The 21606-nt window shown below is 70.0% G+C and carries 17 protein-coding genes and 1 riboswitch; of the genes, 10 read left to right on the forward strand and 7 right to left on the reverse strand.

Annotated elements, in window-relative coordinates; genetic code table 11:
- Nucleotides 1–22: 22 nt before the first annotated feature.
- From OG510_RS18740 to OG510_RS18750, 3 genes are all read right to left on the reverse strand, one after another.
- Nucleotides 23–928, reverse strand: a complete 906-nt coding sequence (locus tag OG510_RS18740) for a LysR family transcriptional regulator (protein WP_406138178.1) — start codon at nt 926–928, stop codon at nt 23–25.
- Nucleotides 929–1200: 272 nt separating this feature from the next.
- Nucleotides 1201–2367, reverse strand: coding sequence for a cystathionine gamma-lyase (locus OG510_RS18745; protein WP_406138179.1), 1167 nt, complete (start codon nt 2365–2367; stop codon nt 1201–1203).
- 7 nt (nt 2368–2374) lie between these two features.
- Nucleotides 2375–2752 carry a phage holin family protein gene (locus OG510_RS18750; protein ID WP_164258037.1) on the reverse strand — a complete coding sequence of 126 codons (378 nt, stop codon included), beginning with the start codon at nt 2750–2752 and terminating at the stop codon, nt 2375–2377.
- A gap of 51 nt (nt 2753–2803) precedes the next feature.
- Here OG510_RS18750 and OG510_RS18755 point away from each other — a divergent pair, with 51 nt between their 5' ends.
- The 4 genes from OG510_RS18755 (at nt 2804) to OG510_RS18770 (ending at nt 5081) form a co-directional block, all read left to right on the forward strand.
- A complete protein-coding gene (locus OG510_RS18755) occupies nt 2804–3121 on the forward strand; it encodes a cupin domain-containing protein (protein ID WP_164258035.1) in 318 nt (105 codons plus the stop codon).
- Between the two features lie 179 nt (nt 3122–3300).
- On the forward strand, nt 3301–3519 hold the full coding sequence (locus OG510_RS18760; protein WP_164258033.1) for a DUF5326 family protein: 219 nt from the start codon (nt 3301–3303) through the stop codon (nt 3517–3519).
- Nucleotides 3520–3761: 242 nt separating this feature from the next.
- Entirely contained in the window at nt 3762–4532 is a 771-nt protein-coding gene (locus OG510_RS18765) for an IclR family transcriptional regulator (protein ID WP_406138180.1), read from the forward strand.
- A 114-nt stretch (nt 4533–4646) separates the two neighbouring features.
- Nucleotides 4647–5081, forward strand: a complete 435-nt coding sequence (locus OG510_RS18770) for an SsgA family sporulation/cell division regulator (RefSeq protein WP_406138182.1) — start codon at nt 4647–4649, stop codon at nt 5079–5081.
- Nucleotides 5082–5137: 56 nt separating this feature from the next.
- On the opposite strand, the gene OG510_RS18775 is transcribed toward OG510_RS18770, so the two are convergent.
- The gene (locus OG510_RS18775) at nt 5138–6544 is read right to left on the reverse strand and encodes a YibE/F family protein (protein WP_406142453.1); all 1407 of its coding nucleotides are present in this window, start codon (nt 6542–6544) and stop codon (nt 5138–5140) included.
- A gap of 64 nt (nt 6545–6608) precedes the next feature.
- Nucleotides 6609–6735: riboswitch (TPP riboswitch) on the forward strand.
- Between OG510_RS18775 and thiC the strand changes: the two genes are divergently transcribed.
- Nucleotides 6728–8503 carry a phosphomethylpyrimidine synthase ThiC gene (gene thiC, locus OG510_RS18780; RefSeq protein ID WP_406138184.1) on the forward strand — a complete coding sequence of 592 codons (1776 nt, stop codon included), beginning with the start codon at nt 6728–6730 and terminating at the stop codon, nt 8501–8503. It overlaps the preceding riboswitch by 8 nt.
- Nucleotides 8504–8538: 35 nt before the next feature.
- Here the strand turns inward: thiC and OG510_RS18785 are convergent, their stop codons facing one another.
- The 3 genes from OG510_RS18785 to OG510_RS18795 form a co-directional block, all read right to left on the reverse strand.
- Nucleotides 8539–9369 carry a hypothetical protein gene (locus OG510_RS18785; protein ID WP_406138185.1) on the reverse strand — a complete coding sequence of 277 codons (831 nt, stop codon included), beginning with the start codon at nt 9367–9369 and terminating at the stop codon, nt 8539–8541.
- 150 nt (nt 9370–9519) lie between these two features.
- Entirely contained in the window at nt 9520–10590 is a 1071-nt protein-coding gene (locus OG510_RS18790) for a metallophosphoesterase (protein WP_406138186.1), read from the reverse strand.
- A gap of 171 nt (nt 10591–10761) precedes the next feature.
- Nucleotides 10762–11883 (reverse strand): LacI family DNA-binding transcriptional regulator, encoded by a 1122-nt coding sequence (locus OG510_RS18795; RefSeq protein ID WP_164258018.1) that lies wholly within the window; start codon nt 11881–11883, stop codon nt 10762–10764.
- A gap of 335 nt (nt 11884–12218) precedes the next feature.
- Here OG510_RS18795 and hisC point away from each other — a divergent pair, with 335 nt between their 5' ends.
- The 5 genes from hisC to OG510_RS18820 all read left to right on the forward strand — a co-directional run bounded on the left by hisC (nt 12219) and on the right by OG510_RS18820 (nt 21420).
- Complete coding sequence (hisC, locus tag OG510_RS18800; protein WP_406138188.1) at nt 12219–13298, forward strand: histidinol-phosphate transaminase; 1080 nt, start codon at nt 12219–12221, stop codon at nt 13296–13298.
- 194 nt (nt 13299–13492) lie between these two features.
- A complete protein-coding gene (locus OG510_RS18805; protein ID WP_406138189.1) occupies nt 13493–15070 on the forward strand; it encodes a cytochrome ubiquinol oxidase subunit I in 1578 nt (525 codons plus the stop codon).
- A gap of 13 nt (nt 15071–15083) precedes the next feature.
- A complete protein-coding gene (gene cydB, locus OG510_RS18810; RefSeq protein WP_406138190.1) occupies nt 15084–16085 on the forward strand; it encodes a cytochrome d ubiquinol oxidase subunit II in 1002 nt (333 codons plus the stop codon).
- Between the two features lie 29 nt (nt 16086–16114).
- Nucleotides 16115–19711 (forward strand): thiol reductant ABC exporter subunit CydD, encoded by a 3597-nt coding sequence (cydD, locus tag OG510_RS18815; protein WP_406138191.1) that lies wholly within the window; start codon nt 16115–16117, stop codon nt 19709–19711.
- A gap of 20 nt (nt 19712–19731) precedes the next feature.
- Nucleotides 19732–21420 carry a GAF domain-containing protein gene (locus OG510_RS18820; protein ID WP_406138193.1) on the forward strand — a complete coding sequence of 563 codons (1689 nt, stop codon included), beginning with the start codon at nt 19732–19734 and terminating at the stop codon, nt 21418–21420.
- Nucleotides 21421–21606 lie beyond the last annotated feature (186 nt).

Raw genomic sequence — 21606 nt, forward strand, 5'->3', positions numbered from 1 at the left:
TCAGCTGCCCCGGGCCGCTCACTCAGGACCAGTCGGACGCCGCCCGCAGCAGCCACTCCTGGGCCCGTGCGATGTGCGGGAGGGCCAGCGTTCCGGTGCGTACGGCGAGGAAGTAGGTGCGCAGCGGTGGCACCGGCGGATCCAGCAGCGCCACCACCTCGCCGCGCTCCAGGGCGTCCTCGCACAGATACCGCGGCAGCACGGCGAGCCCGGCGCCCGACATCACCGCCTGCTGGACGGCCCGCAGATCGGGCGCGATGACCGCGGCGGTGTCGGCAGGGCCTGCGGGGCGTGCGTCGAAGACGGCGCTCCAGTAGCGGGACACGAAGGGCAGCGACTCATGGACCTCCACCACGGGCAGGTCCTTCAGTACGGAGGGCCCCCGGCGCCGCAGCGTGCCCGGGCCGATCCGGGCAGCCCAGCGGGGCGAGGCGACCAGGACGTGTTCCTCGTCGCAGAGTGCGGTCGCGGTCAGGAGTTCACCGCGCGGCCGTGCCGTCGTGATGGCGAGGTCGTGGTGTCCGGCGCCGAGTCCGTCCAGGGCTTCCTCGGTGTTGCCGAACGACACGCGCAGTGCGACGCCCTGCGGTATCAGCGAGGTGAGCGCGGGCAGTACGCGAACGGCGGTGAACTCGGGCGGTCCCGCCAGATGCAGCGTGCGCGTTCCGGCCTCCTCGTCGAGACCGGTCTCGGTGATCTCGACGAGCGCGTCCAGATGCGGTGCCGCCCGGTGCGCCAGCTCGTCCCCGATGGTGGTCGGGGTGACGCCCCGGGCCCGGCGCAGGAACAGCGGACGTCCCAGCTGCCGCTCCAGGGTGCGTATCTGGCTGGTGACCGCGGGCTGGGAGAGCCCGAGGAGCGCGGCGGCGCGGGTGAAGGACCCGGCCCGGTGCACGGTGACGAAGGTGCGGAGCAGGGCCAGATCCATGTCCGTACCGTCCCGTTCTGACGGTGGCGAAGGTGTCGCGGCCCCCGGGCAGAACTATAAATAAGTCGATAGGTCTCTGCCGCTACTGTGATTGGACACTGACGCAGAGTCAACTAGCCTTGTGAAGGCGGTTCTTCGCGCGTTGAACGGGGAACCGGTGACGGTCCGAGCCATGAGGGGGGAGGCTCGGACCGTCCGCAGTGCACCGCGGTACCGCTGGTACCGCAGCGGCTGGTGCTTCGGTGCTCCTGCTGGTCCCTACTGCCGCGCTCCTACTGCCGCGCCGCCTCGTCCAGTGCCCTCAGGACGTCCGCCACCAGGTCCCGGGTGTCCTCGACACCGGCCGAGAACCGGATGAACCCCTCAGGCACGGCGTCACCGCCCCAGCGGCCGCGCCGTTCGGCGGTCGAGCGGACACTGCCGAAACTGGTCGCGTCGTCGGCCAGCCGCAGTGCGTCGAGGAAGCGCTCCGCATGATCGCGGCCGGGCAGCACGAAGGAGACCACGCAGCCGAAGCGCCGCATCTGGCCCGTCGCCGTGGTGTGCGAGGGGTCCGACGGCAGCCCGGGATGGCGCAGGCCCTCGACCTCCGCACGTCCGGCGAGCGCCTCGGCGAGCGCCAGGGCGTTCGCCGACTGCCGGTCGGCGCGCAGCTGGATCGTGGCGAGCGAGCGGTGCGTGAGCCACGCCTCCATCGGCCCGGGGATCGCCCCGACCACCTTGCGCCACTTCCGTACCCGTCCCGCGAGTTCCGCGTCACGGCAGGTGACATAGCCGAGCAGGATGTCGCCGTGCCCGGTCAGCCCCTTGGTGCCGCTCGCCACGGAGAAGTCCGCGCCGAGATCGAGGGGCCGCTGCCCGAGCGGGGTCGCCAGGGTGTTGTCGACGGCGACCAGTGTCCCGCCCGCGTGCGCGGCCGCGGCGAGCCGCCGTACGTCACAGACGTCGAGCCCCGGATTGGACGGGGTCTCGATCCACAGCAGCCGGGCGCCGGACAGGACGTTCAGCTGGGCGTCGCCCCCGGTCGGCGCGGTCCGCACCTCGATGCCGTACGCCTCCAGCTGTTCCCGTACGAGGGGCAGTGCCTGGTATCCGTCGTCGGGGAGCACCACCGTGTCACCGGCGCGCGCCTGGGAGAGCAGGACGGCCGATACGGCTGCCATGCCCGATGCGAAAGTGACCGTCTCGGCCGGCTCGTCCGGTGACTCCAGCTCGCTGATGGCCGCTTCGAGATGCGTCCAGGTCGGATTGGTGTCGCGGCCGTAGGTGTAGGGCCCGGTGGGCTCGCCCGGCAGGTGGTAATGGGCGGCGAAGACCGGTCCGGGCAGGGTCGGTTCGTACTTCACCGGCTCGGGCAGCCCGGCCCGTACCGCCCGCGTCCCGTCTCCGGGGCCCGTGGCGGGTGTGTCCGCGGGGGTGTTCATGGCAGAGGTGCTCATCCGGGCCTCAGTCCTCGTCGGGCAGGACGACGTTCATCGCCCACGAGACGACCGAGATGATCAGGCCACCGAGCACAGCGGTCCAGAAGCCCTGCACATGGAAGGAGAGATCGAGCTTTCCGGACAGCCAGGACGTCAGCAGCAGCATCAGGGCGTTGATCACCAGGGTGATCAGCCCCAGTGTGAGGATGAACAGGGGGAAGGCGATCAGCTTCACAACCGGCTTGACGACAAAGTTCACCAGGCCGAAAACCACCGCGACGATGATCAGGGTGACCGTCTTGCGGCCGGTGGAGTCGCCACCGAGCGTGATGTCCTGGAGGAGCCAGATGGCTACGAAGAGTGCTGCCGCGTTGGCAACCGTCTTGACTACAAAATTCTTCATGTGTCTGATCGTGGCAGACACGATCGGTACGAGTGCAGGGGCTGACGAGCGATGAAGGCATTCCGGCTGGACGAACTGGAGGCGGAGCGTGCTGCCAACGACGGCGCGTACCTGCAGTTCCTGCGCGAACGGAACATGTCGGTGGGGCTCTACGCGCTGGACGCGGGAGCGACCGACCGCCAGCAGCCGCACGGACAGGACGAGGTGTACTTCGTGGTGAGCGGGCGGGCCTCGATCACCGTCGGTACGGAGACGACCGAGGTCGCCCGGGGCGGGGTCGTCTATGTCCCGGCCGGGGTGGCGCACAAGTTCCACCACATCTCCGAGGACCTGCGGGTTCTTGTGGTCTTCTCTCCGCCGGAGAGCTGACCGGGGCTGACCGGAGCTGGACCCGTGGGGCCCGGAACCCTGCTGTCCCGTAGGGGGCGGATCAGGGGATTCCAAGGGCTGCGCGGCCTCCGCCGGACCCCCGGGCGCCTTTAGCATCGACAGCAGAGCACCCGGAGTGGCCGGCGTGGTCCAGGAACATCCAGGAAGAGGTAGGGACGATGGCGGTCCGAGAGATTTTCGCGGGAATGCCGTGGTGGGTGAAGTGGGTAGCCGTGCCCGTCCTCGTGCTGATCGTGTTCGGCGGTCTCATCGCGACCGTCATCGGCTTTGTGATCGGGCTGCTCTTCAAGGCCCTGGTGCTGGTGGCGCTCGTCGCCGGACTGATCTACGTCGTCCGCAAGTTCACCTCTTCGTCGTCCTCGCGGAACGACTGGTAGAGCGACCCGGCAGACCGACTGAACAGAGCGACTGAACGTGCGGTCGTTAGCCCGGCTGAGGGACGGGGCCGGTAAAACCGCACGGCCGGACGGAGGCTGTGGCTACAGTGAGAAATCCCCGCCGCCTCCTCGGGAAACCTGTCTGAAAAGGCGCTGACCAGCGGATTTGTGTGCGGCGGGACCCATGAGGGAGAAGCCCTCGCGGGCCTGTGATCCGCCGTCGGCACGCTGGGGGTGACCCTTTGGCCACAGCATCTGACACCGCTGCGCCGACACTGATCGGCTCGGTGCAGCGCGCGCTCAGACTGCTGGAGGCGGTCAGCTCCCACAGTGGCGGAGCCCCCGCGAAACAGCTCGCCAGGGAGGCGGGACTCCCCCTCCCCACCGCCTACCACCTGCTGCGCACCCTCGCCCACGAGGGCTATGTGCGCCGGGAGAACGGCGTGTTCGTCCCCGGAGCAGCCGCCGAGCGGCTCGCCGACCGCTGCGCCGTGCGGAACCGGCGCACCACACTGCTCGAATCGCTGAACTCCTGGCGGGACGCGCTCGGGGTACCGATTTATTTTGCGGCGTACCACGAGGGCGAGATCGACCTCGTCGCGGTCGCCGACACTCCCGCCGCGCCCGCCGTCGAGGAATGGGCGGACTTCCGGGAAACCGGTCATGCACACGCCCTCGGCCAGTGTCTGCTGAGCCAGCTCGACGAAGCCTCCCGCAGAGACCATCTGGACCGCCATCCGGTGCGCCCGCTGACCCGCTATTCGGTACGTGACCGGTGCGTCCTGCTGCGCAGGCCGGCCGCGGCGGAACGGATACAACCGGTGGTCGAGCGGCAGGAGTACGCGCTCGGCACCGTCTGCGCGGCCATCCCGATCACGGCCGGCTCAGGTGTCGCGGCGATGGCTGTTTCCGGCCCCATCCACCAGCACGTACGGTTGCTCTCTGCAGCTGAAACGTTACGGTCCGAGGTTGGGGCTTTGCTCGATTCGCTTGCGTTCTCTATCAGTATCTGAAATATCACTCCTTGTGATCTGTTTGCGCTTACAGCACGATTACGTCAAGAGGGCCTGGAGATACATTCCCGGCCATCTTGGGAACCAACACGGCGTCTACTGCGGGGTAGGGACATGCGCGAATCGGTCCAGGCAGAGGTCATGATGAGCTTCCTCGTCTCCGAGGAGCTCTCCTTCCGCATTCCGGTGGAGCTCTGCTACGAGGTGAGTGATCCGTACGCGGTGCGGATGACCTTCCACCTTCCCGGGGACGAGCCGGTGACCTGGACGTTCGGTCGCGAGCTGCTCCTCGACGGGATCAACGCCCCGACGGGGGACGGCGATGTGCACATCTCGCCCAGCGATCCGTCGGGTCTCGCCGATGTCCATCTGCGTCTCCAGGTCGGGGCGGACCGCGCGCTGTTCCGGGCGGGCAGCGCCCCGCTGATCGCTTTCCTGGACCGCACCGACAAGATCGTCCCGCTCGGCGAGGAGCGCAGCCTGGGCGACTTCGACGGACATCTGGAAGCGGCACTCGGCCGGATCCTCGCGGAGGAGAACGCGGGCTGAGGCCGCGAGCCGAACCGGTGCTACGCGCACGGGCTGCGGAAGGGAGACCGGACCTCTCAGTGCTTGCGGCGGCGGCCCCCGCCGCTCCGCGCGATGCCCCCTCCGGGGAGCGCCCACCCCGTCCCGCGGGCCGGGCGGCCGGCCCCGTGGTCCGCACGGTCGGCCGAGACCACGAGCGCGGCGAGCGCTGTGGTCACCGGCACCGATGCGACCAGGCCGATCGACCCCACCAGGGTCCGTACGATCTCCTCCGCGACCAGCTCGGAGTTGGCCACCGTGCCCACGCTGCTCTGCGCGATGGAGAAGAGCAGCAACAGGGGCAGCGCCGCACCCGCGTAGGCCAGAACGAGCGTGTTGACGACGGACGCGATGTGGTCGCGGCCGATCCGGATACCGGCCCGGTAGAGCCCGCGCGCCCCCATCGTGGGGTCCGCCTGGTGCAGTTCCCAGACGGCCGACGTCTGGGTGACCGTCACATCGTCCAGCACCCCGAGCGATCCGATGATGACGCTCGCCAGCAGCAGCCCGCTCATGTCGATGTGCGGATAGAGGCCATGGATCAGCCCGGTGCTGTCATCGGTGTTCCCGGTCAGGCTCGCCCAGCCGATGAAGAGGGAACCGAGCAGCCCGATCAGCATCAGTGAGACCAGCGTGCCGATGACGGCGACCGAGGTCCGCGCCGTCAGACCGTGGCAGGTGTAGAGCGCGATCAGCATGATGGCGCTCGCCCCGATCACAGCCACGACCAGCGGATTCGACCCGTGCAGGATCGCGGGCAGGATGAAGAGCGTCAGTACCGCGAAGCTGACGGCCAGCGCGACCAGCGCCATCAGCCCGCGCAGCCGGCCCACGGCGACGACCACCAGCGCGAAGATCCCGGCGAGCAGCGCCATCGGGAACTTCCGGTCCACGTCGGACACCGAGTACTGCAGATCATGGGGCGCGTCCGGGGCGTACGCCACGATCACGCCCTGCCCCTGGTGCAGTTGGCGCGGGGAATCCGGCTGGACGATCTCGGTGAAGGTGCGGCCCTTGTCCTTGCCGCTGGTCACCTCGATCTTCGCCTTCTTGCACCCGGTGTTCTGCGCGGCCTCCGTACCGGCACCGGTCCGCTGCCCCGCCGTGCCCTCACCACCGCTCGAACCCGCGCCCCCGCCGGTGCCCCCGTCCGCGCCCCCGCCGGCCGACGACTGGCCGCCCTGTACGTCCTTGCAGTTCACCGCAGCCATCGCCACTACTTCGCCCTGCTGCGTCTGCCGGTCGAACCCGACACCACTGCGGTCATGATGCGGCGCGCCACCCGGCCAGAAGACCGCAAGACCGACAACAACCGCCGCCGCGAAGGGAATCAGCACCGCTGCGATGACCTTGCGCAGATGCTGGGACACGGGCGCGGCGGGGCCGTGACCGTGCGTATGGCTGTGCCCGCCGGGGGGCGGTTCCGGGAGTGGTGTCACCGCCAGATCATCGCAAGAACGGGGAGGCCCTCTGTTCAGTCCGCGGTCCTTGGCGTTAGCGTGGGGGCACCTTTGCACACGCGGGAGCTCGGAGCACCGGGCTGAGAGGGCGCTGACCAGCAATCTGCTGAGAGCTGCGCCGACCGCCGAACCTGTTACCGGGTAATGCCGGCGTAGGGAGTAGGTCTCATGACCACAGTGGATGCACGCACGCCTGCCACCGACCAGGACGAGCGCAAGCCGGGCTGGCACAAGGGATATGTCGCGGGCCCCGAGGGCTCGCGCGCGGATCTCCGGGTGCCCGTCAGGCAGGTGCACCTCACCAATGGGCAGGACGTGACGCTGTACGACACGTCAGGCCCGTACACCGACCCCACCGTCGAGACCGATGTACGGCGCGGGCTCGCCCCGCTCCGGGAGAACTGGATCATCGGCCGCGGCGACACCGAGGAGTACGCGGGCCGCCCGGCCCGCCCCGAGGACGACGGGATCAAGCACACCTCACCGCGCGGGGGGCTCCGTAACCTCGACGCGGTCTTCCCCGGCCGCCCCCGCCAGCCCCGCAGGGGGCGTGAGGGGCGCGCGGTGAGCCAGCTCGCGTACGCCGTGCGCGGGGAGATCACCCCGGAGATGGAGTACGTCGCGATCCGGGAGAACGTCTCTCCCGAGGTCGTACGGGAGGAGATCGCCGCGGGCCGGGCGGTCCTGCCGGCCAACGTGAACCACCCGGAGATCGAGCCGATGATCATCGGGAAGCGGTTCCTGGTGAAGGTCAACGCCAACATCGGCAACTCCGCGGTCACTTCCTCCATCGAGGAGGAGGTGGACAAGATGACCTGGGCCACCAAATGGGGCGCGGACACGGTCATGGACCTGTCCACCGGGCGCAATATCCACACCACCCGCGAGTGGGTGCTGCGCAACTCCCCCGTCCCGATCGGCACGGTCCCGCTCTACCAGGCCCTGGAGAAGGTCGACGGCCAGGCCGAGGAGCTGACCTGGGAGATCTACAAGGACACCGTCATCGAGCAGGCCGAACAGGGCGTCGACTACATGACGGTGCACGCGGGGGTGCTGCTGAGGTACGTGCCGCTCACCGCGCGCCGCAAGACCGGGATCGTCTCGCGCGGCGGCTCGATCATGGCCGCCTGGTGCCTGGCGCACCACAAGGAGTCGTTCCTGTACGAGCACTTCGAAGAGCTCTCCGACATCCTGGCCTCCTACGACGTGACCTACTCACTGGGTGACGGGCTGCGGCCGGGGTCGATCGCGGACGCCAACGACGAGGCGCAGTTCGCGGAGTTGCGCACCCTCGGGGAACTCAACACGATCGCCAAACGTCATGGTGTACAGACGATGATCGAAGGTCCCGGTCACGTCCCGATGCACAAGATCAAGGAGAACATCGACCTCCAGCAGGAGATCTGCGAGGAGGCCCCCTTCTATACGCTCGGCCCGCTCACCACGGACGTGGCCCCGGCGTATGACCACATCACCTCCGGCATCGGGGCGGCGATGATCGCATGGTGGGGTACGGCCATGCTCTGCTACGTCACGCCCAAGGAACATCTGGGCCTGCCCAACCGGGACGACGTGAAGACCGGCGTGATCACGTACAAGATCGCTGCGCATGCGGCGGATCTCGCCAAGGGGCACCAGGACGCGCAGAAGTGGGACGACGCGCTCTCGGACGCACGCTTCGAGTTCCGCTGGGAGGACCAGTTCAATCTCGCTCTCGACCCCGACACGGCAAGGGAGTTCCATGACGAGACGCTGCCGGCCGAGCCGGCGAAGACCGCGCATTTCTGTTCCATGTGCGGGCCGAAGTTCTGCTCGATGAAGATCTCCCAGGACATCCGCCGTGAACACGGCGGAAGCCAGGAGGAGATCGAGTCGGGGATGGCGGCGAAGTCGAAGGAGTTCGCGGCGAGCGGCAACAGGGTGTATCTGCCGATCGCCGACTGAGCACGCCGGCTGTACCTCCACGGGTGTCCCCGGTGCTACTCCGGTGGGTGGTCGGGGCCGCCGAAGTCCGGGCTGGTGAAGTCCGGGCTGGTGAAGCTGGGGCGCTCGTGGTCCGCCGTCTCGTTCTCGTCAGGACTGGCGAAATCGGGGCGGCTGTAGCCGAGGCTCGGGATACGGCCCGCCGAGCGGTAGGGGGCGGGGGCGGCTGGGTCCACGCTCGGGTCGGCCAGTGCCGCGCTCAGGAACGGGACGATGCCCCGTTCCACCAGGGCGTGGCGCCAGGCGTCCCGGGCGCGGGCGACCTCTTCGGAGAGTTCGCCGCCCCCTTCCTCGGCCTCGGGGTGCACCTCGGTCGAGCCGTTGCGCAGCGCCGTCAGGAGGAGGCCGATCGCCGCTGCCAGGATGGCCGCGGCGGTGAGGGCCGCGAAGAACCAGCCCGCGGTGACCATGGTGTTGCCGAAGGCGGGCGCCGGATTGAGCGCCTTGAGTATGTAGCCCACCAGCAGGAAGATCACGGCGGCGGTGCCTGCCAGCACCGGAGCCAGTACGGCCAGAACGGCGGCCAGCCCCGCGCCTGTGCGCGGGCCGCCTCTGACGGGGGCGAGGACCGAGGCGTCCATCGAGTCCGGTGCGGGCGTGCGCAGTTCGGCGCGCACCTTCACGAAGTGCTCGTACTCGGCAGCCGCGGCCGCGGTGACCAGGCTGTCGGCGTCGAGCACCATGGTGCGGAGCTGCTCGCTGTTGAGCCGCTGCCCCAGGTCGGCCAGATCCGGCCGGTCGGGCGCGGTGCGCAGCGCGTCGTCGAGGAGCCGCTCGAACTCCGGGCGGTCCTCTGTCAGCAGGTGCGAAGCGCTGTTCATGTGCATCCCCCGATGCTCCGTCGGGCCGTACCACCTGCGTTCTGACGGGTAGTCGGACGTAAACGGAGGAGAGCCTGCTACGGATAACCCGATGGTAGAGCTGTTATGGCACGGGGTAACAGAGGGTTTCCGGAAATCGCCTTCGCGTGCGCTGTATCAGTCGGCCAGCGGCAGCTGCACCACGAGCAGCTTTCCGGCCATGGTCACACCGCCGTCCATGGCGACGGCGAGCCCGTCCGCGTACACATGCGGGCCTTCGATGACGGTACGCGGACCGTCGTCGCCGTCCTCGCCCCCGACCTCGCCCAGCAGATAGGGAATGGGGCTGTGACCATGGACGATCCGGTGGCCGCCGAAGACCCCGAGGAGTTCCTGCACGGCCTGCGGTCCCGACTCGTCGCGGAACGCGAACCGCTTGGTGAACTTGCGGAACAGGTCCCAGCATTCGTCGGCGTCGTTACGGGTCAGGGTCTCGCGGACGGTGTCGTTGACCGCTTCGAGGGAATCGCCGTAGTCGAGATAGGCGGTGGTGTCGGAGTGCACCAGGAGGTGGTCGTCCTCCAGCTCCATGGCGTCGAGCCGCGACATCCACTGGAGGTGGACGTCCTGCAGCCGGTCCATGTCGGCCTTCTGGCCGCCGTTGAGCAGCCAGGCGGCCTGGAAGGTCGCGGTGCCGGCGCCGGAGTTGACCGGGGTGTCGCCGAAGCGTTTGGCGCCGATGAGCAGCAGCTCGTGGTTGCCCATGAGGGCCTTGCAGTAGCCCCCCGCGGCCGCGGCCTCGGCGGACAGCCGCATCACGAGGTCGATGACGCCGATGCCGTCGGGGCCACGGTCGGTGAAGTCACCGAGGAACCAGAGACGGGCGTTGCCCGCGGCCCATTTGCCCTCGGCGTCGATGAGCCCCTGGGCGCACAGGGCCGCCAGGAGTTCGTCGAGGTATCCGTGGACGTCGCCGACGACATAGAGCGGGCCGAGTCCCCCCTCGCTGTCCGCGGGAAGGGGTTCGCGCACGGTCCGTACGACGACCGTGTCACCGGGACCGCCGTCACGGCTGATGACGGGCAGATCCCGCTGGGTCGGCGTGTAGCCGTCCGGCTCGTCGCCCGGGGCGTACGGCGATGCCTGCTCGGCATCGTGGACATGCGCGGGCGCGGGCAGAGGCGGTACGCGGAAGTCCCGCACTGTCGCCGTCCGCATCGCGGGTTCCAGACCGGCCCCCTGAGTCATCGACCCCTCCACCACCGTCGCGCGCCGTGCACCGGTCGGACCTGCCTGGTCGGGGGGTCCGCGGTGTCGTGCGCCCATCATAGGAATGCGACTGGCACTCTGTGACGCACCAGGGGTGCTGAATCCGGACGGCCTGCCGCGCGGCCGCCCGTTTCATACCTATTGGGGTGTTCAGTCCGGTGCCGGTGAGCGGGGTGCGCTGACCGTGGTGCGCGGCGGGCGGCGCTGCGACGAGGTCCGGACGATGAGTTCGGTCGGTATCACCTGCTCGACCGGGTGGTCCTCGTTGATGCCTTCGATGGCATCGATGAGTAACTGGATCACGGCCGTGCCGATGCGGCGGGGCTTGAGCGAGAGGGTCGTGATGGGCGGCTCGGTGCTGGCGTACACGGTGGATTCGCTGCAGCAGACCAGCAGCAGATCCTCGGGCACCCGGAGGCCGTACCGCCGTGCCGCCGCCAGCAGGTCGGTGCCGTTGGGGTCGAAGAGCCCGTAGACGGCGTCCGGACGGTCCGGGCGGGCGAGCAGGCGGTCCGCGGCGACGGCTCCCGCGCACGGGTCGTGGGCGGGGTAGGACTCGTACACCGGGTCCTGCCCGACCCGCTCGCACCAGCGCAGATACGCGGTGGTGGAGAGCCGGGTGTAGGTGTCGGTCGTGGTGCCGGTCAGCAGCCCGATGCGGCGGGCCCCGGCGGCGGCGAGGTGGTCGAGCAGATCGAGGACCGCGGCCTCGTGGTCGTTGTCGACCCAGGCCGTGACGGGCAGGGTGCTCGCCGGGCGGCCGTCGGAGACGACGGGGAGCCCTTGGCGTACGAGTTCGGTGACGACGGGGTCGTGGTCGGAGGGGTCGATGACGACGGTGCCGTCGAGGGCGACGTTGGACCAGACGTCGACCGCGCTGTGGCGCGAGGTCGCGGGGAGGATGACGAGGGCATAGCCGCGTGCGAGCGCGGCGGAGGTGGCGGCTCTGGCCATCTCGGCGAAGTACGCGAATTCGGTGAAGGTGAAGGGTTCATCCCCGTACGTGGTGACGGTCAGGCCGATGAGGCCGGACTTTCCGGTACGGAGGGTTCGGGCCGCGGCGGAAGGGCGGTAGCCCAGCCGGTCGGCGACCTCGCGGACATGGCGGCGGGTGGCGTCCGGGAGCCTGCCCTTGCCGTTGAGCGCGTCGGAGACGGTCGTGATGGACACACCGGCCGCGGCGGCCACGTCCCGGATGCCCGCTCGTCCTTGCCGGTTGGCCCTGCGGGGAGTCTCCGCCCGGCTCACCTGGTGCTTCCCTGCTGCTGTCATGGCGAGCCGATAGTAGGGCGATGAAGGGTGGTTGGGCGGGGCGCATATGCATGCGTTGACAGGCACGTTTCTGCATGATCATTTAACATCAATCGCCTTTGAATACAGGGGATTTGGGGGTCTTGTCAAAGGAGTCTCGGGTGTCGGCGGGCATGTGCCTGGCCCATGGCCGATGTTGCGATGAGGTCTCAACTCACCTCTTCGGGCGACGCGCGCCACGGCGCGAGCCATGGGCGCACGCCATGTCCGGCAGTACGCCCCCCATCGGCGCCCGGCATTCGCCCCGGGCTCCGCTCCTCATAGGGTGGGTCCATCCGAGTCGAGGAGGACCCGCTGTGAGCCAGAAGAGCCCCAAGCTGCGCGCCGCGCTGGACGGCATTCCCGCGTACGTTCCGGGCAGGCCGGCCGCCGCGGGCGGCCCGGTCGCCTACAAGCTGTCCTCCAACGAGAACCCCTATCCGCCGCTGCCGGGCGTGATGGAGAGCGCGCTCGCCGCCGCCGGGACCTTCAACCGGTACCCGGACATGGCGTGCACCGCCCTGATGAACGAGCTGGCCGAGCGCTTCGGGGTGCCGGTCTCGCACCTGGCGACCGGCACGGGGTCGAGCGGCGTCGCCCAGTCGCTGATCCAGATCACCTCCGGCCCCGGCGACGAGGTGATCTACGCCTGGCGGTCGTTCGAGGCGTACCCGATCATCACGCGCATCAGCGGGGCGACCCCGGTGCAGGTGCCGCTGGACTCCGGCGATGTGCACGATCTGGACGCGATGGCGGCCGCGATCACCGAGCGCACCCGGCTGATCTTCGTCTGCAACCCGAACAACCCGACCGGGACCGTGGTCCGCAGGGCCGCGCTGGAACGCTTCCTCGACCAGGTCCCGTCCGACGTTCTGGTGGTCCTGGACGAGGCGTACCGGGAGTTCAACCGGGACACCGATGTGCCCGACGGCGTCGAGCTGTACCGGGACCGGCCCAATGTGGCGGTGCTGCGGACCTTCTCCAAGGCGTACGGGCTTGCCGGGCTGCGGGTCGGCTTCGCCATCGCCCATGAGCCGGTCGCGGCCGCGCTGCGCAAGACGGCGGTGCCGTTCGGGGTGAGCCAGCTGGGGCAGGACGCCGCGGTCGCTTCGCTGCGGGCCGAGGACGAGCTGTGGGGCCGGGTCGGGTCGCTGGTCGCGGAGCGGACCCGGGTGTACGAGGGGCTGGTCGGCCAGGGCTGGACGGTGCCGGAGACGCAGGCCAACTTCGTATGGCTCCGGCTGGGCGAGCGCACCGCCGACTTCGCTGCGGCCTGTGAGAAGGCCGGAGTGATGGTGCGCCCCTTCGCGGGTGAGGGCGTACGGATCACCATCGGCGAGACCGAGGGCAACGACCTCTTCCTCCAGGCGGCGGCGGCCTTCCGCAAGGAGCTCTGAGAGGCCCTTCCGTACGGGGTTCGGACAGGCGGGGTGCCCAGGGGGTACCCCGCCTTCGTCATGCCCGAAGTGCTTTCGTACTATTGCTTGTGAATGTGAACGCTTTCACAAGCGCGTCCTTTTTCTTCCGGGCTGTGTGGGACCAAAGGGACAGAAAACCGCTGTGACCCCGGCCACGTAAGGAGAGTGACGACGTGGAACTAGCTCTGTCGCCGGATACCCTGGCGCGCTGGCAGTTCGGGCTGACCACCGTCTACCACTACCTGTTCGTCCCCCTCACGATCTCCCTCGCCGCGATCACCGCGGGCTTCGAGACCGCCTGGGTGCGGAAGGGCGCGGAGAAGTACTTCCACGCCACGAAGTTCTGGGGGAAGCTCCTGCTGATCAACCTGGCCATCGGGGTCGCCACCGGCCTCGTCCAGGAGTTCCAGTTCGGGATGAACTGGTCGGACTACTCGAAGTTCGTCGGTGATGTCTTCGGGGCGCCGCTGGCGATGGAGGCGCTGATCGCCTTCTTCTTCGAGTCGACCTTCATCGGGCTGTGGATCTTCGGCTGGGACAAGCTGCCCAAGAAGCTCCACTGTGCCTGCATCTGGATGGTGGCCATCGGCACGACTTTCTCGGCGTACTTCATCCTGGCGGCCAACTCCTGGATGCAGCACCCGGTCGGGTACACCATCGACCGGGCCACCGGTGTCGCGCATCTCAACGACATCTGGGGCGTGCTCACGCAGAAGACCGCACTGGTGGTCTTCACCCACACCATGACCTCGGCGTTCCTCACCGGCGGTGCCTTCGTCGTCGGTATCGCCAGCTACCACCTGTGGAAGATCAGGCGGGCCAGGGCCGCGGGCACCAAGACCGACACCAAGCGCACCCGCATGATGCGTACGTCACTGCGTATGGGCCTGGTGATGACGGTGACCGCCGGAATCCTCACCGCGCTCTCCGGTGACCAGCTGGGCAAGGTGATGTTCGAGCAGCAGCCCATGAAGATGGCTGCGGCCGAGGCGCTGTGGGACACCCAGGCGCCCGCCCCGTTCTCCGTGTTCGCGGTGGGCAATGTGGCGGCCGGTCACAACTCCGTCGAGCTGTCGATCCCGGGGATACTGTCCTTCCTCGCCCACGACGACTTCCACACCGCGGTGCCCGGCATCCATGAGACCGCCAAGGCCGAAGCGGCCAAGTACGGCGGCAGCCCCGACGACTATGTGCCGAACATCTTCGTCACCTTCTGGGGATTCCGGCTCATGATCGGGATCGGGCTCACCGCCTCGGTGGCCGCGGCCGCCGGACTCTGGCTGACCCGGAAGAAGAAGTGGCTGCTGCCTGAGCACAGGACCGGCGACGACGAGGCGCCCAAGCTGATGCTCACGGCGGGCCGGGAGCTCAGCCCGTTCTTCACGAAGTGGGGCTGGCGGGTGGGGATGGCCTCCCTGGTCTTCCCGCTGATCGCCAACTCCATCGGCTGGGTCTTCACCGAGATGGGCCGGCAGCCCTGGGCCGTCTTCGGCCTGTTCAAGACCGCCGACTCCGTCTCCCCCGGTGTCTCCCAGACGGAGATGCTGATCTCGCTGATCGTCCTGGTCACGCTCTACGCGATTCTCGGCTGGATCAACGTCCGGCTGATGAAGAAATACGCGGTGATGGGCCCCGACACCGACGAGCAGCCACCCGCCGAGGACCCGCGGCTGCGCGGCCCCTCCGGTGGGCCCGGCGGGTCCGGAGCCGGGGACGAAGACGCCGACAAACCCCTGACCTTCGCGTACTGAGAGGAGAGACGTCATGGGCCTCAACGACTTCTGGTTTCTGCTGATCGCCGTGCTGTGGACCGGCTACTTCTTCCTCGAGGGCTTCGACTTCGGGGTCGGGATCCTCACCCGGCTGCTGGCCAGGGACCGGCGCGAGCGCCGGGTGCTGATCAACATCATCGGCCCTGTCTGGGACGGGAACGAGGTGTGGCTGATCACCGCGGCAGGTGCGATGTTCGCTGCCTTCCCGGTCTGGTACGCCACCTTCTTCAGCGGCTTCTATCTGCTGCTCGTACTGATCCTGGTCCTGCTGATCGTGCGGGTGCTGTCCTTCGAGTACCGCCACAAGCGGTCCGAGGAGAGCTGGCAGCGCAACTGGGAGTGGGTGCTCTTCATCACCTCGCTGCTGCTGCCGTTCCTGTGGGGGCTGATCTTCGCCAACATGGTCCACGGGGTGCCGGTCAACAGCCACCAGGACTACGCCGGTTCGTTCGGGGACCTGCTGAACGGCTATGGGGTGCTCGGCGGGTTCGCCTTCACCGCGCTGTGCACCCTGCACGGAGCTGTCTTCACCGCGCTCAAGACGGTGGGCGACATCCGGGTGCGCGCCAGGTCCTTCGCGGCCAGGGCCGCTGTCGTCACGGCGGCGCTCACCGCGGGCTTCCTGATCTGGCTGCAGGCCGACCGCGGTGACAGCTCCACGCTGACGGCGCTCTGTGTGGCGCTCGCCGCCCTGGTCGCGGCGTTCGTGATGAACGCCAGGACCCGGGAAGGCTGGGCCTTCGCCTTCACGGGGGTGGCCATCGCGGCGACCGTCGCCGCGCTGTTCCTCTCGCTGGCGCCGGATGTGATGCCGTCCTCGCTCAACGCCGCCTGGAGTCTGACGATCGACAACGCGGCGTCCGGCCATTACACGCTCAAGGTCATGACCTGGGTCGCGGGCATCATGACGCCGCTGGTCCTGCTCTACCAGGGCTGGACGTACTGGGTGTTCCGCAAGCGGCTGGGCACGCACCACATCGCCGATGCCCACTAGCTGATGCCCACCAGGAGAGGGTGTTTCACGTGAAACCGATCGACCCGCGTCTGCTCCGGTATGCCGGTGCCACGCGCCTCTTCCTGGGCGCCGTGGTGGTCCTGGGACTGGCCGGCGCGGGTCTGGTCGTGGCCCAGGCCATGCTGATCGCCGAGGTCGTGGTGGGGGCGTTCCAGCGCGGTCTGGACGGATCAGGGCTGCGGACCGAACTGCTGCTGCTCGTGGCGGTGGCGCTCGGCCGGGGGCTGGTGGCCTGGCTGACCGAGCTGGCCGCACACCGGGCCAGCGCCGCGGTCAAGTCCGAGCTGCGGCGGCGGCTGCTGGAGCGGTCCGCCGAGCTGGGGCCGCAGTGGCTGACCGGCCGGCGGACGGGTTCGCTGGTCGCTCTGGCCACCCGGGGCGTCGACGCGCTGGACGACTACTTCTCGCGCTATCTCCCGCAGCTGGGGCTCGCGGTGGTGGTGCCGGTGGCGGTGCTGGCGAGGGTTGTCACCGAGGACTGGGTGTCGGCGGCCATCATCGTCGGGACCCTGCCGCTGATCCCGGTCTTCATGATGCTGATCGGCTGGGCCACCCAGGCGCGTATGGACCGTCAGTGGCGGCTGCTCTCCCGGCTGTCGGGGCACTTCCTCGATGTGGTGGCCGGTCTGCCGACGCTGAAGGTGTTCGGGCGGGCCAAGGCGCAGGCCGAGTCGATCAGAACCATCACGGACGAGTACCGGAAGGCGACCCTGCGGACGCTGCGGATCGCGTTTCTGTCGTCGTTCGCGCTGGAGCTGCTGGCGACCCTGTCGGTGGCGCTGGTCGCTGTCGGTATCGGGCTGCGGCTCGTCAAGGGGGAGCTGGACCTGTACACGGGTCTGGTGATCCTGGTGCTGGCGCCCGAGGCGTATCTGCCGCTGCGGCAGGTGGGCGCCCAGTACCACGCTGCGGCCGAGGGGCTCTCGGCCGCCGAGGAGATCTTCGCGGTGCTGGAGACACCCCTGCCGACGGCGGGGACGGCTGAGGTGCCGGGCTCGCTCCGGCTGGAGCTGGACGGGGTGACGGTGCGCCATCCCGGCCGTACCCAACCGTCGCTGGAGTCGGCGTCGCTGGTGGTCGAGGCCGGCGAGACGGTCGCGGTCACCGGGCCGAGCGGCGTCGGGAAGTCGACGCTGCTCCATGTCCTGCTGGGCTTCGCGACCCCGGACGAGGGGCGGGTTCTCGTCGGGCCGGTGGGACCGGGTCCGGCAGGGCAGGCCGGAGAGAGCCGGGGCGCCGGCGCTGTCGAACTGGCCTCGCTCTCCCCCGAGCGGTGGCGTGAGCAGATCGCCTGGGTGCCGCAGCAGCCGTATCTCTTCGCTGGGACGATCGCCGAGAACGTACGGCTGGCGCGTCCCGGCGCCGATGTGTCCGCGGTGCACAGCGCGCTGCGGGACGCCGGGGCGTACGAGTTCGTCGCCGCGCTGCCCGACGGGGTCGAGACGGTCCTCGGTGAGGGCGGTGCGGGACTCTCGGCCGGACAGCGGCAACGGCTCGCGCTGGCGCGGGCGTTCCTCGCCGACCGGCCGCTGCTGCTGCTCGATGAGCCGACGGCGGCGCTGGACGGCGAGACGGAGGCCGGCATCGTCGACGCCGTACGGCGGCTGGCGGCGGGGCGCACCGTCGTGCTCGTGGTACACCGGCCGGCCCTGCTCGCGGTGGCCGACCGGGTGGTCGCCCTGGCACCCGGCACAACGCCGGCTGCCCCGGCCGACGGTGACGCCCGCGCGCCGCATACCGCTGCCGTGCCCGCACAGCGGGACGAGCACGCGGCGGTCCGGGAGGCGGCAGCGGACGCCGGAGCTGTGGCGGACCCGGAGCGGCGGTCCGGCCGGATGAGCCCGCTGGCGCGGGTGCGGGAGACCGCCGGTGCGCTGCGGGGACGGCTGGTGCTCGCTCTGCTGCTGGGAAGTCTGGCGCTGGGGTCGGCCGTCGGGCTCATGGCGACTTCGGGCTGGCTCATCTCACGGGCCTCGCAGGAGCCGCCCGTGCTCTATCTGATGGTCGCGGTCACGGCCACCCGGGCCTTCGGAACCGGGCGGGCCGTCTTCCGCTACGCCGAGCGGCTCGTGTCGCACGACGCGGTGCTGCGGATGCTCGCCGATCTGCGGGTGGCCGTCTACCGCAGGCTGGAGCGCATCGCACCCGCCGGGCTGAGCCGGGCCAGGCGCGGGGACCTGCTGTCGCGGCTGGTCGCCGACGTGGACGCGCTGCAGGACTACTGGCTGCGCTGGCTGCTGCCGGCCTCGGCCGCCGTGGTGGTGGGGGCGGCCGGTGTCGGGTTCACCGCCTGGCTGCTGCCCGCCGCCGGTGCGGTGCTCGCGGCGGGGCTGCTGATCGCCGGGGTCGGGGTGCCCGCGCTGAGCGGCCTCTGCGCCCGCAGAGCCGAGCGCCAACTGTCGCCCGCGCGCGGAGTGCTGGCCACCCGGGTCGTCGATCTGCTCATGGGGACCGCCGAGCTGACGGTCGCCGGTGCGTTGCGCGGCCGGCTGCACAGCACCAGGGGCGCCGACCGGACACTGACCCGGATCGCGTCCCGGGGCGCCACCGCCACCGCGCTCGGCGGTGGGCTGACCGCTCTCGTCTGCGGGCTGACGGTCGCCGCCGCCGCGTTCGTCGGTATTCCGGCCGTCCACGACGGCCGGCTCGCCGGTGTGGAACTCGCCGTGGTGGTGCTGACTCCGCTGGCCGCCTTCGAGGCGGTCACCGGCCTGCCGCTCGCCGTGCAGTACCGGCAGCGGGTCAGAAGGAGCGCCGAGCGGGTGTACGAGGTACTGGACGCACCCGTCCCGGTACAGGAGCCGGTGCGCCCGGCGGCGGCGCCCGCGTCGCCGTTCCCGTTGGAGGTGCGGGGGCTGACCGCACGCCACGCGGGGCAACGGGAGCGCGCGCTCGACGGGGTGGACCTCAGGCTCGAAGCGGGGCGCCGGGTGGCCGTCGTCGGCCTCTCCGGATCCGGCAAGACGACGCTCGCACAGGTCCTGCTGCGCTTCCTGGACGCGGAGTCGGGTACGTACACGCTCGGCGGGGTGGCCGCTGGCACCCTGGACGGCGGCACAGTGCGTGGACTCGTCGGGCTGTGCGCCCAGGACGCGCACATCTTCGACAGCTCCCTGCGGGAGAACCTCAGGCTGGCCCGCTCCGGGGCCCAGGACACGGAGCTGCGCCGGGCACTCGCCGGGGCACGGCTGCTGGACTGGGTGGACGGGCTGCCGGACGGTCTCGACACTCCGGTGGGGGAGCACGGTGCGAAGCTCTCCGGAGGGCAGCGCCAGCGGCTGGCACTGGCCCGCGCCCTCCTCGCGGACTTCCCCGTACTCGTCCTGGACGAGCCGGCCGAACACCTCGACCTGGCGACCGCCGACGCCCTCACGGCCGATCTGCTGACGGCCACCGAAGGGCGTACGACGCTGCTCATCACCCACCGGCTCCGCGGGCTCGACGCCGTGGACGAGGTGCTTGTGCTGGACGCGGGGCGGGTCGTCCAGCGGGGTCCCTACGCGGAGCTGGCCGCGCTGGAGGGGCCGTTGCGGCGGATGCTGGAGCGGGAGCGCGCGAGTGATCTGCTCGGCAGCCAACGGAATCCGACTTTCCAGGTGAAATAGGACTTATTAGGCTCTGGGGTATGCCAGCTCAGGACCCCACCGATCCCCCGGACCCCACGGGCCCCCGAGAATCCGCCGAGTTCACCGCGCGTGTGCCGCAGCTCCTGGAGGCCATGCGCTCCATCGGTACGGGCCTCGAACTGCATGAGACTCTCCACCGGATCTGCGAGACGGCCGCCGGGCTGGCCGGTGCGCGGTACGCCGCGATCGGCGTCGTGGACCAGGAGCGCGGCGGCCTCAGCGATTTCGTCACCCATGGCGTTCCGGAGGAGGAAGCCGCGAGGATCGGCCGGATCCCGGACGGGCACACCGGGATCCTGGGGGCGCTGATCGAGGATGCCCGCGTGGTGCGGCTCGACGATCTGACGGCCGATCCGCGCTTCGCCGGATTCCCTCCGCACCATCCGCGGATGCGGACCTTCCTGGGGGTCCCCGTGCGGGTGCAGGGGGAGACCTTCGGCAATCTCTACGTCGCCGAGAAGACCGACGGCGGCCGGTTCACCGACGGTGATCTGCACATGGTCCAGGTCCTCTCCACCGAGGCCGGCATCGCGATCAACAACGCCCGGCTGTACCAGGCGGCCAGACAGCGCGAGCGGTGGATCGACGGGTCGGTGGCCGTCACCACGGCTCTGCTGGCCGGCGGCGACGCGGACGAGGCGCTCTCGGTGGTGGCCGAACAGGCGCGCCAACTCGCGGAGTCGGCCGCCGGAGTGGTGATGCTGCCGGCCGCGGGGGGCGGACTCGAGGTCGTCGCCGTCTCCAACGACAACTCCGGCCAGGTCCTCGGCATGATCGTCCCCCCGGAGAGCGGGGTCGTGGCGACCCTGCTCTCCGGCTCCCCGGTGTTCGTGGACGACTCGGCGTCCGACCCACGGATGATCACCGAGATGGGCAAGCGGTTCGGGCCGAGCATGATGCTGCCGCTGCACAGCGGCGGCCGTCTGCTGGGCGTACTGGCCACCCCGCGCGAACGGGGTGCCAGGCCCTTCACGGCGGCCGAACGCTCACTGGCCACGCGGTTCGCCTCACAGGCCGCGCTGGCGCTGATGATGGCGGACGCCCAGCGCGACAGGGAGCGCCTCGCGGTCTTCGAGGACCGCGACCGGATCGCCCGCGACCTCCACGACCTCGTCATCCAGCGGCTGTTCGCCACCGGGATGATGCTGGAGGGCGCCCACCGGCAGTCGGCGGCGCCGGGGGTACGCGACGGGGTGGGCAAGGCTGTCGGCGAGCTGGACGTGACGATCCAGGAGATCCGCACCGCCATCTTCGCCCTGCAGCAGGGGCCCGCCGAAGCCCCGTCGGGGCTGTGCACACGAGTGCTGCGGGAGATCAACATGGCGGCCGTACCGCTGGGGTTCAAACCCACGCACCGCTTCGTGGGCCCGGTGGACTCCGGGGTCGGCGAGCTGACGGGGAAGAACCTGATCGCGGCGCTGCGCGAGGCGCTCTCCAACGCGTTCCGGCATGCCGCCGCCTCCCGGATCCATGTGACCGTCGACGCCACGGCCCAGCTGGAGGACGGCCGCCCTGCGGTACGCCTCACGGTCTCCGACGACGGGGTCGGCATCCCGGAGGGCGGCCGGCGCAGCGGGCTGCGCAATCTCAGCCGGCGCGCGGAGGCGCTGGGCGGATCGAGCTCCTACGGGCCGGGGCTCGGCGACGAGGGCGGCGGCACGTCGGTGGTGTGGGAGGCACCGCTGTAGCGGAGGCGGTAGGGGGACCGGGTGGTGTGGGGCAGGCGTCGGCGAGCGGGTGAGGCGTGCCGCCGACGGGACGGGGTGGGTGGCTCGCGGCGGTGGGACAGGTGGGTGGCTCGCCGGTGGGACGGGCGGGTGGCTCGCGCCGGTGGGACGAGGCGTTGGGACGGGCGGGTGGCTCGCGGCGGTGGG

This window comes from Streptomyces sp. NBC_01089 (assembly GCF_045162975.1).
Lineage (GTDB): Bacteria > Actinomycetota > Actinomycetes > Streptomycetales > Streptomycetaceae > Streptomyces.

Coding starts and splice junctions, on each gene's coding strand:
- OG510_RS18740 (WP_406138178.1), bottom strand. CDS start 928: ATGGATCTGGCCCTGCTCCGCACCTTCGTCACCGTGCACCGGGCCGGG.
- OG510_RS18745 (WP_406138179.1), bottom strand. CDS start 2,367: ATGAGCACCTCTGCCATGAACACCCCCGCGGACACACCCGCCACGGGC.
- OG510_RS18750 (WP_164258037.1), bottom strand. CDS start 2,752: ATGAAGAATTTTGTAGTCAAGACGGTTGCCAACGCGGCAGCACTCTTC.
- OG510_RS18755 (WP_164258035.1), top strand. CDS start 2,804: ATGAAGGCATTCCGGCTGGACGAACTGGAGGCGGAGCGTGCTGCCAAC.
- OG510_RS18760 (WP_164258033.1), top strand. CDS start 3,301: ATGGCGGTCCGAGAGATTTTCGCGGGAATGCCGTGGTGGGTGAAGTGG.
- OG510_RS18770 (WP_406138182.1), top strand. CDS start 4,647: ATGCGCGAATCGGTCCAGGCAGAGGTCATGATGAGCTTCCTCGTCTCC.
- thiC (WP_406138184.1), top strand. CDS start 6,728: ATGACCACAGTGGATGCACGCACGCCTGCCACCGACCAGGACGAGCGC.
- OG510_RS18785 (WP_406138185.1), bottom strand. CDS start 9,369: ATGCACATGAACAGCGCTTCGCACCTGCTGACAGAGGACCGCCCGGAG.
- OG510_RS18790 (WP_406138186.1), bottom strand. CDS start 10,590: ATGACTCAGGGGGCCGGTCTGGAACCCGCGATGCGGACGGCGACAGTG.
- OG510_RS18795 (WP_164258018.1), bottom strand. CDS start 11,883: ATGACAGCAGCAGGGAAGCACCAGGTGAGCCGGGCGGAGACTCCCCGC.
- cydB (WP_406138190.1), top strand. CDS start 15,084: ATGGGCCTCAACGACTTCTGGTTTCTGCTGATCGCCGTGCTGTGGACC.
- OG510_RS18820 (WP_406138193.1), top strand. CDS start 19,732: ATGCCAGCTCAGGACCCCACCGATCCCCCGGACCCCACGGGCCCCCGA.